Source organism: Luteirhabdus pelagi, assembly GCF_016827595.1.
GTDB lineage: Bacteria > Bacteroidota > Bacteroidia > Flavobacteriales > Flavobacteriaceae > Luteirhabdus > Luteirhabdus pelagi.
This window is the reverse complement of record NZ_JAECMS010000011.1, coordinates 1-7,630: the sequence shown is the minus strand read 5'-3', so window position 1 is coordinate 7,630 and position 7,630 is coordinate 1. Positions and strand designations below refer to the sequence as shown.

Annotated in this window: 10 protein-coding genes; all 10 read left to right on the top strand. The window is 31.5% G+C overall.

The genetic code is table 11. From position 1 onward, the window contains the following. The first annotated feature begins 84 nt into the window (after window positions 1-84). The 10 genes from I4Q58_RS15230 (at window position 85) to I4Q58_RS15185 (ending at window position 7,413) form a co-directional block, all read left to right on the top strand. Window positions 85-663, top strand: coding sequence for a hypothetical protein (locus I4Q58_RS15230; protein WP_203296772.1), 579 nt, complete (start codon window positions 85-87; stop codon window positions 661-663). Then, window positions 651-842 (top strand): hypothetical protein, encoded by a 192-nt coding sequence (locus tag I4Q58_RS15225; RefSeq protein WP_203296771.1) that lies wholly within the window; start codon window positions 651-653, stop codon window positions 840-842. Before I4Q58_RS15230 ends, I4Q58_RS15225 begins: the two co-directional genes overlap by 13 nt. Continuing rightward, entirely contained in the window at window positions 835-1,362 is a 528-nt protein-coding gene (locus I4Q58_RS15220; RefSeq protein ID WP_203296770.1) for a hypothetical protein, read from the top strand. The genes I4Q58_RS15225 and I4Q58_RS15220 overlap by 8 nt, the downstream gene beginning before the upstream one ends. Window positions 1,363-1,523: 161 nt before the next feature. Then, entirely contained in the window at window positions 1,524-2,279 is a 756-nt protein-coding gene (locus I4Q58_RS15215) for a hypothetical protein (RefSeq protein WP_203296769.1), read from the top strand. Window positions 2,280-2,461: 182 nt separating this feature from the next. Further along, entirely contained in the window at window positions 2,462-2,737 is a 276-nt protein-coding gene (locus I4Q58_RS15210) for a hypothetical protein (protein WP_203296768.1), read from the top strand. Between the two features lie 25 nt (window positions 2,738-2,762). After that, window positions 2,763-4,034, top strand: a complete 1,272-nt coding sequence (locus tag I4Q58_RS15205) for a bifunctional DNA primase/polymerase (RefSeq protein ID WP_203296767.1) — start codon at window positions 2,763-2,765, stop codon at window positions 4,032-4,034. Window positions 4,035-4,784: 750 nt separating this feature from the next. Further along, the gene (locus I4Q58_RS15200) at window positions 4,785-5,204 is read left to right on the top strand and encodes a lysozyme inhibitor LprI family protein (protein ID WP_203296766.1); all 420 of its coding nucleotides are present in this window, start codon (window positions 4,785-4,787) and stop codon (window positions 5,202-5,204) included. A gap of 253 nt (window positions 5,205-5,457) precedes the next feature. Then, window positions 5,458-6,036, top strand: a complete 579-nt coding sequence (locus I4Q58_RS15195; protein ID WP_203296765.1) for a hypothetical protein — start codon at window positions 5,458-5,460, stop codon at window positions 6,034-6,036. Window positions 6,037-6,194: 158 nt separating this feature from the next. Beyond that, window positions 6,195-6,806 (top strand): HNH endonuclease, encoded by a 612-nt coding sequence (locus I4Q58_RS15190; RefSeq protein ID WP_203296764.1) that lies wholly within the window; start codon window positions 6,195-6,197, stop codon window positions 6,804-6,806. 139 nt (window positions 6,807-6,945) lie between these two features. Beyond that, the gene (locus tag I4Q58_RS15185) at window positions 6,946-7,413 is read left to right on the top strand and encodes a leucine-rich repeat domain-containing protein (protein ID WP_203296763.1); all 468 of its coding nucleotides are present in this window, start codon (window positions 6,946-6,948) and stop codon (window positions 7,411-7,413) included. Window positions 7,414-7,630 lie beyond the last annotated feature (217 nt).

Sequence of the window (7,630 nt, the reverse complement as noted above, 5' to 3'; positions counted from 1 at the left end):
GGAAGAACAAAGAAAAACTGGAATTTTTAACCATTTAAACAACCAAAAAATGGTCAACCTATTTCAGGACAAGACAGAAACATTGTGAATTTAAACAAAGTCCTTTTTCTGCCGATTTTATTTTTGCTGTTTAACTGTGATCAGAAACAGGAAAAAACTGAAAACAGAATCCACTCTGAATCTGAATTGAAAACTCAATCAGAATCGGAATCTCGAAACTACAGGAAAGATATTTCTGAATTTGCTCTGAATTTCTCACCGAAAGGAGCATCTGCTTTGGACTCAATTCCCGAAAACATCATTAACGGATTTAGAGAATTGAGAACTATTGACAAAAATGCTCACGAAAAATATGTGACTCTGATTTTTACCAAACTTTATGCTGAACATTTACAATGTTGTCATCAGTCATTTATCATTGAAAATTTCCCAGTAGATAAAACGGAATATAATTTTGATAAACTGACTATGGTAAATGAATTTGCTTTTATGACAAACTATCTTAACGATGAAAAGTTACCTGAAATTTGGACTTCAGGAATTATAGAAAAATGGTTGACTGAAAACCAAGAATTGTTGGAATTTGAGCCAATTGGAAAATATAACCAATTCATCAAAACAGTATCTGAAAAGATTAAAAATGGCGATTATTGGGACAATTAAAAATAAAAAAAAACGACACCACAACAATGTATAACGTGCATGGCACGGGTTGGTTACAAGTATTGAATATCCCACAAGTTCACGCTAAATTAGCATTATCTGAAAAAGACGTAAATTACAAAACCGTGCAACGACACGTTATACAAATCCGTTGTGCGCAAGCAGAAAAAAATGCCTAGAAAAATTACTGTTTTAGAATTTTCTTATTTGACTTTATTGTTGTTTTTTATTTCGTGTGGAAATATAGAAACTGATGATAGGAAAGCAATACTCGAGTGTATAATTGATAATTATACCGAAGTTAATAGAGTGTCAAATTCCGAGTATTTAAGTATTAATGAAAACCAATTTTGGTCAGATAGTACTTCAATAATTGTTCTAAGTATACATAAAAGAGTGGATGAAGTATATAATGGACTTATTGCAGAATATAATGGAATTGAAATTAGGCTATATAGAGGTTCATTAGATGAATCCAGTAAAATTGTGGAACAAAATTGGATTCCTACAAACTTAAATTGGAAGAAAATTAAAATAGGAAAAACTAAAAGAGATGATGAAAATCCTATTCCAATTGGTAATCATCCTCCACAAATACAATTAGTTTATAACACTAAAAGCAATTGCATAAATGAAATCCTTTTAGGAAATGAGAAGATAATTACAGAAATAATGCTGAACTGTAAAAATTGTAACTGATTGATGCCAGCGCACAACAATGTATAACCGCAATAGCGGTAGTTGGTTAAGCAAATGAAAAGGATTACAGAAAATCAATATATTTATAACTGATAAAAACATAACCGAAAAGACCGCAACTGCGGTTATACGGTACCGTTATGTGGCATTAAAGAAAAAATATGAGAATCACTTCAGCATTTCTTATTCTTCTAATGTTTCTTTCTTGTCGGAACGAAAAGAATAAAATCTCAAAGACTGATCTTAATGACTTTCAAAATATTCAAATAAAATTTCTTTCTGGAGATGAAAGAACGACAGTGCACAGGTTATCAATATTAAAGGATGAATCCAACATTAGAATAATTAAAAAACAACCATTTTATTTTTACGGATCACAAACAGATTCCACTTGGGAAAAGCAAATCGACCGATCTGAACTCCAAATGATAAATGCGTTCATAGAGGAAGCCAGAAACAAAAAAGACACCTGTCAATCCACATCAAGTTGGAGAGAACATTATGAAATCAAAATTGGAAATAATGAGCTGATAAAATTGATTGGCAACTGTGATTGGCTAAAACTAGATTATAATGGTTTAGAGAAAGAATTATTTAAAGAATACTTTAATGAGCTAGAACAAAAGAGACTAAAAACTTCTGATTCTATTATTTCAAGCTTTATCGGAGATTGGAAAGTATTAGGACTTGAAAAAGGATATAATCGAGGTGCCGAAGTAAATCTGATCAGAATTAAAAAGGGAGAACAGCCATCTGAATCTGTGAAAAAATGGTCATTTGGTGATCATTTTCGTAAGAGAGCCAAGAAAGAAGTTGATATTGATGAAGGAAGTACTACGATTGATTTAAATGGATCAATTTACAGAATAATTAGAATTAAAAGCGATACTATTAATCTAGAATATTTGTGGTCATAAACGCCACATAACAACGTATAATGTGCATGCTGCACGGTTGAATAATTATATTGAAAATCCTACAAGTTTAGGACATTTGTTCCGGTAACTGAATTTTGCCTAACTTTAAAAGCACAGCACGACACATTATACAAAACCGTTGTGTGTAATTTTAGGAAAATGTCAATTATAATAAATATCAATTGAGGCGAGAAGATTTTGATAAATTAGAATTAGGGCAGCAATTATCTCTAATTGTGAAATGGGGAATTGAGGTTGATAATATTTTCCCTTGGTACGGTGATTTAAAGATTATTACGATCTATCTACTTGATGATTTTTTTATAGCATTAGAATGTAATTTAGCTATGGAGAAAATAACCCATGTAAAAACTTTTATCGACCTAGAGTATTTAGAAAAATACCCCCATTATTATAAGGATAAATTACATACTATAATGACTAAATTGAATTTATAATTATTCTATCATTATACTAAACAACATGATTCAAGATATAAAAAGGCTTACAGAATTTGATTTCAAACTATTTCTAATCGATAGCAAATTAAACAAATTCAATTTTTCTGAATCAAATATCCTCAAATCACCTGGAATAACTCGAGAAACAGAATTTTCTTTATCAGGGTATACCAATACCACCTCAGGAGTGGGACTTTATTTGGGCCATAATCAAGTCTATGCTATTGATATTGATGGTATCCTTAATTACGATTTCATAAAAAAGTTACTGAAAGACATGAAACTTCCTGAGGACTATCCTTGGGTAATCGAATCGGGTAGTAAGTGTGGCTATCATATTTTATTTAAAACAAATCTACCAAAGAAAAACCTAAATACAACCTTAGATAAAATTAATGAATGGAATAGACTAGGGGAGAAAATACCATTTGGAGAATATGATGTTAATGCCTATTATGCATATTTCCAAGAATTCATTCCAGGTGTAAAAAATAAACCCTGTTTCTTCAAAATTGAGTTTTTATGGACAGGTGAAATTGTTTTGCCTCCATCACTCCACTCTAGTGGTAATTATTATTCATTCGTGAATGGATTTCCAGATCATGGGCCCTCGAAAGTTGATTTTAAAGTATTATCTTCATCCACTTGGCCTTATAGAAATGAGCAAGCCCATCGTAGTCAATTTTTAGATTCAGGTGGAATTGACCCAGCACATCCTGACGCACAATTTCTAAATATCACAGAATATAAATCATTTAAATATGGTTTACCTGACTCAATTAATTATAATTATCAATCTAAATTTCAAGAATTATCAACAGTTATATTATTAGGCCAATATTATATATCAAATAACTTGTTTTTGAATCAAATAAGCTGGTTCGTGGTTGACAATAGTTACAACGTAAAAAAAAGAAAATTATATAATTATTTATCTAAAAATAAGTTGGATTCTGATTATAAAATTTCAAAAATTGACCAAGAAATTGTTAATAAGATATCATCGCCACAAAGGAATATTTATTTCGAATTATTGTTCGATATTGAACATACACGAAAAATTGTTTATTGGAATGATACTCAATTAAGAATAATCCAAAAAGAAATTCTGAATTCCGGTTTATATCTTGATGCATTTTTATCATCAATATATTTACACCCAAGATTCATAAGTAAGTACAGGTATATTCAAGGGTTACATCCCAAATTTGATTTAAATGAAAAAGAAGAATTATTGAAAAAGTTAAATGTAATTTCGGAAGAAAATAGACTCATAAAAAAAATGATTTCGTAGAAGAATTAAGCTATAAGAAAGAAGGAAGAATAAAAAATAAACTTGAAAAAAAGTTTTTCTTGGAAAATGTAACAAAATTAAAAGTTTTCGAAATTGAAAATACAATGCATGGATTGACAATTTTATATACTCTATTTTTGGCAACTATAGATAAAGGGGAATATTCAAAATAAAACTACACACAACAACGTATAACGCTCATGCCGCTGGGCAGGCTAAGAATATTTGATTTCCTACAAAAAAACTAACACTCCTACCCTAACTGAAAAATACGTAAATTGATGACCGCGCCACAGAGGCGTTATACAAATCCGTTGCCAGTAATTGCGGTGATCCGCTTTCAGCGGAATTCACTCTGACCGATTTTGCTGATTCTCACTCGGTCGGTGTGACTCTCACTCGACCAGAAATTGATTAAACCTTTATGACTGAATTTTGATTTGAGTTTGTTGCGTTGAGTTATTGAACTGATTAACTGATTTGAATCGTGGAGATGGAAAAACTGATCGGAAAACTGATTTGATTTAGGTCTGGGGTGATATGGTTGAAGCTGAATTTGAAAATGAATCGCTATCGGAAAAATCCTTTTCCGCAACTACAGGCAACAACGTATAACGCAAATTGCTCGGTTGATTCCTACTCGGAATCATCCTCGCCGGCGGACAATCTCGAAAGTTTTGACTATTTTGGTCTGAAAATAGCGCATCTTGCGTTATACAAATCCGTTGGCAGTAATACGAAAATCTTAAAATGATTAAATATCTGAATTTGATTATACTATTTTCCCTTATGATGATTTTTAATCAATGTAAGGCTCAATCGAATGTGGTAAATGATGGATCAAAAAGTACAATAGAAGTTAGAGCGGAAATAAGTCAAAAATTGACTGAGTCAAAGTCAGAACTTGAAAAAGTTTATAGAGAAACTGTTGAATTCCTCAATAGTATCGGAACTTCTGACGCTAAAAATTATAAGGCTTATCTGATTCGAAGTCAAAACGGATGGAAAGATTATTGCGAAGGAAAATGCAGAATAACTGAATATGAAAGTAGAAATGCTGCACAAGGCGGTCTAGCTTTCTACAATCTCTGTATGACCGAATTAAATAACCAAAGAACTGCAGAATTAAAAATATGGTTGAGCGGATGGAAATCTGAATTTAATAATTGATTGATTGGTAAATGTGATCAAAAGTACTACTGCCAACAACGTATAATGCGCATTACTGCGCGGTTGGTCAAACTGTTAAAAAGGACTACAAAATCCACCACTTCCCCACCCTAATTGGAAAATAACTAAATTTAAAAGCGCAGAACGCGCATTATACAAAACCGTTGTACGCAAGCCTATTTGAATGAAATCAAGCCTTTTTGTCTTATTAATATTGATATTTCTGATTTCCTGTAATTTTAATTCGGGAACAATGGAAAATCAATTAAAGCCGTGTATCAATGAAAAGATTTCACAAAAGGTCAAAATGATTAATTCCTTACTAGATAACTACAAATCCGACCTAAGAAAATTTGATTATTTTGATTCAATATCAAAATTGGAAATACATTTATTGAATAACGGTCATTTAGAGTCAAGGTCATCGAATTCATACCACATATTTATAGATCAAGTCAGTAATGACAGGCTATTAATAGAATCTGTGAATCAAATAGTAAACTCAAACGAATTCATTTCATTCATGTCCTTAGGTATGACCACGAGTACGACGATTTATGGGAATTGTCTTTTGGAACATTATCAAGAGCTACAAGATAAGGATGAGGCTAAAAAAAGAAGGACTTTATACGAGAATTGGATCAGAAATGGAAAGCTGTCTAAAAAAGACTTGGATGAATACTCTGATTTGACTGATTTTGATAATGATTTCGAAAGACTTTTATTATGTAATTTGATTTACTTAAAGCTATTGAGAAAGCTGAATGAATCTGATGCCGATTCTGAATCAGATTTGATTGAGAAGGATGGATTATTTTATGAAAGGCAATAAGGCCAGCGTACAACAACGTATAATGTGCATTATGCTGGATTGAATATCTCGATTGAAAATCCCGCTAAATCATTTCAAAAAAGCATTATCTGAAAAATACGTAACTTCAACTCCGCACAACAGCACATTATACAAAACCGTTAGGCAACATTAATAAAATGACAGGAAACCAATTAAATAATCGTCTTAATCTGAATGCACAATCAGCTCGATATCGCAAAACTGGTGATTGGTATCATCCTTTAGTTAGCTTTCCCGCTATATTATTTGACCAAAATGGTTATGTAAGATTTGAAACAGAATTTGAATATTCTACCCATCCACAGATCCAATTTGGGCAAGATATTCACATAAACGGGGGAATACAGACTTTTCCGAGCTATACGGAATTTACTACTGAAGAAAACATAATAGTTGATTTGTTGAGGAAAGATTATGAAAGTGCATTGAGAGTTTTGCGAGAGTATAGCACTTATCGTAGAAATCAAAGTTTGGTTTTGCAAGTTAAAGAGATTTTCAATAATTCTTGTGCATTATGCGAAACTACTATTCAAATATCTGAAAACAAGTATTACTCGGAGGTACATCATATTAAACCGTTGTATGAAAATGGCCCAGATGATATGGATAATATGATTTGCGTTTGTCCAAATTGTCACGTAAAATTAGATTTAAAACTTATTAGAATAGATATTCCCATTCAGTATAATCCGAATAATCATTTCATTAATCAAGATTTTATTGATTATCACAATAATAACGTTGCCTAACAATGTATAACCGCAATTACGGTAGTTGGTTATTCAGATGAAACTTCCTACGAAAATCACTAACTTGTCCATCTGATAAAAACACAACTGAAAAAAACAGCAAAAGCGGTTATACGGTACCGTTGTGCTTAATATTTCGATGAGAAACATAACTTTCATAATTGCTGTACTATTGATTTCTACTGTGACCTGTATTGGTCAAAATAAGGTAATCGATTCTCTGAGTTTAAAAGGGATAAAGGAAATACCGAACGAAATTTTCGAAAATGATAATTTGATTTATTTATCGGTATTCGGACAAGATTGTGATATACGTCCCAAGGAATGTTTCGCTATTGATAAGTTGCCGCCGGAAATCGGTAAACTTGTAAATTTAGAAGAGTTACGATTGACTTTAAACTATATTCAAAAGTTACCAAATGAAATTTTAAATCTTAGAAAATTAAGAATTCTTGATTTGACTGAGAACCAACACTTTTCGGATTTAGAAACTATATCAAAAATGCATTGGTTAGAAGAATTTTACTGTTTCGGCTGTTATATATCTGATAATGAAATTGAAAAATTGAGAAAAAAACTGCCGAACTGCAAAATCTTGATTGAATAAAAAATACTAAGCACAACAACGTATAACGTCCATTGTGTGGAATGATTATTCTTATTGAAAATCCCACAAAATCAGCCCAAAAAAGTCATTATCTGAAAAAAGCGTAAATTGAAAACCACACAACGATACGTTATACAAATCCGTTGGCAATAATATATTCAAACAACTAACCAATATTTTAGCAATGCAGAAGTATGTCCTATTATTAACTGTTGTG